The following is a 1880-nucleotide window of genomic DNA, read 5'->3' on the forward strand; positions in this document are numbered from 1 at the left end:
CCCACCACTTGTCGTCGGTGCGGCGCTTGTAGACCACTTTCTGGCCGACATCATAGGAGACGAGTTCGAACGGGCCGGTGCCGATCGGGCAGGATTTGAAATCGCCGCCCTTCTCATCGAAGCTCTTGTGAACGATGAGACCGGGATAGTCGCACATGTTCGGGATCAGCGCGATGTCAGGCTTGGCGAGCTTCAGCACGACCGTGTGGTCGTCCGGCTTTGTCACGGCGCTTTCGTCGAGCTTGTCGTCCTTGACCAGCGAGCCAAGACGGCCTGGCATGGAATTACCTTCGGCCTTCTTGTCGGCCCAGCGCTTGAGGTTGAAGATGACGTCATCGGCGGTGAAGGGGTCGCCATTCGACCAGGTGACGCCCTTGCGTACATGCAGTGTGTACTGCGTGGCGTCGTCGTTCACGTCCCAGCTTTCCAGCAGATAGGGGCGGAACGTGTATTCGGAAGTGTACTTGACCAGTGGCTCGAGCGCCTGGCGCTCGGCGTTGGCGATTTCCGACCAGTCGGCTTTGCGCGGGTCCTTCGGATCCTTGATCCACTGGGCGATCTTCAGCGTGCCGCCCTTCTTGCCTTTTACCTCTTCGGCCTTCGCCGGCGTCGGGTCGGCGAGGCCGAGCAAGCCGTAAGCCATTGCCGTCGACGCGCCGAACACGCTGGCCATGGCCAGGAATTCGCGGCGATCCACCGTGCCTGCCTTGGCGTCTTCGGCCATGGCCAGGATGTGATCGGGAACGCGATCGCCGTTACTCTCATAAATTGTCATGACTTAACTCCCATTGTTGGCTTTCCGCCTTTTAACATTCCGCATCCAGGCCATGATGTCAAAGCCGGTATGGATTGGAACATGTTAGCGAATGTGCAACTTTGGAAAGCGAGCGGTTCGCGTGATAACGACAGTCTTGGCGCAAAATTGCTACTGCCCGACTGATTCCTCTGGAATCTCGATAGTCGAATAAACTGAGACATTTACTGAAGGGCGGACAGCGCCAGCCTTGGGCCATCATGGGGCCAAAAGCCCCGTCGAAGTATCAATATTCTTTCTCGTAGAAGATGCCGCCCTTGGCCTCGCCGGCATCATTGGCCTCGCCGCGCAGTTTGACGCCGCGCCCGACATTGAGGTCGATGGTCGCCTTGCCGGAACCGGGCTTGTCGCCTTTCTGGATCGTCACGTAGGTGCGGTCGTTCAGATACTTGCCCGCCGAAACCGCCGTGCCGCCCTGGTCGTCGGTGGTGACGTCGAGATCGTCGACGCCGATTGCGCTGCGCAGGTTTTCAAGCAGCGACGTCGAGCCACCGACTCCGGCCAGTTGCCCGGCCGCTTCGGCGAGCTGGGCGATCTGCAGCGGCGACAGGTTCGACATCGAGCGCCCGAAGATCAGCTGCGCCAGCACCTCATCCTCGGGCAGCGCCGGCACCGAGGAGAAGGTAAATTTCGGATTGGTCGCCTCACCCGACACCACGATGGTGACGGTGGTGGAGGTCGTCGTCGTTGTCGCCGTCAAATTAAGGTAAGGCACCAGCGAGCCGGAGAAGCCGACCGTGCCTTCGGTGAAGGTCAGCCGCTTGCCAAGAATCGACAGCCGCCCGCGCTGCAGGGTGAAGGTGCCGACCGCTTGCGGCGACGAAGCCGGGCCGGTCAGCCTGAGCGAGCCGCCGAGTTCGGCATCGACGCCCCTGCCCTGGATGAAGATCTGGTTCGGCGCGTTGACCGTGACATCGAGGACGAGGCCGCTGCCGCCGCCACCGCCACTGGTCGTCGGCGGGCGCAGCGCCTTGTCCTGCGCCCGCACGGCGCCCGGCGCATTCTTGTGCTTGACGTCGAGTGCCGAAAGCGAACCTGGCAGCATGTCTGGAACCGTGATCACCGT

2 protein-coding genes are annotated in these 1880 nt (G+C 61.6%); both read right to left on the bottom strand.

Features of this window, described 5'->3' with window-relative positions; genetic code table 11:
- On the bottom strand, positions 1-775 hold a 775-nt coding region (locus ACXJ7R_RS31515; RefSeq protein ID WP_457155221.1), incomplete at its 3' end, for an ABC transporter substrate-binding protein.
- Positions 776-1040: 265 nt separating this feature from the next.
- Positions 1041-1880 (bottom strand): translocation/assembly module TamB domain-containing protein (locus tag ACXJ7R_RS31520; protein ID WP_457155222.1); only part of this gene is annotated, 840 nt, incomplete at its 5' end.

Source organism: Mesorhizobium sp. P5_C1 (assembly GCF_054049815.1).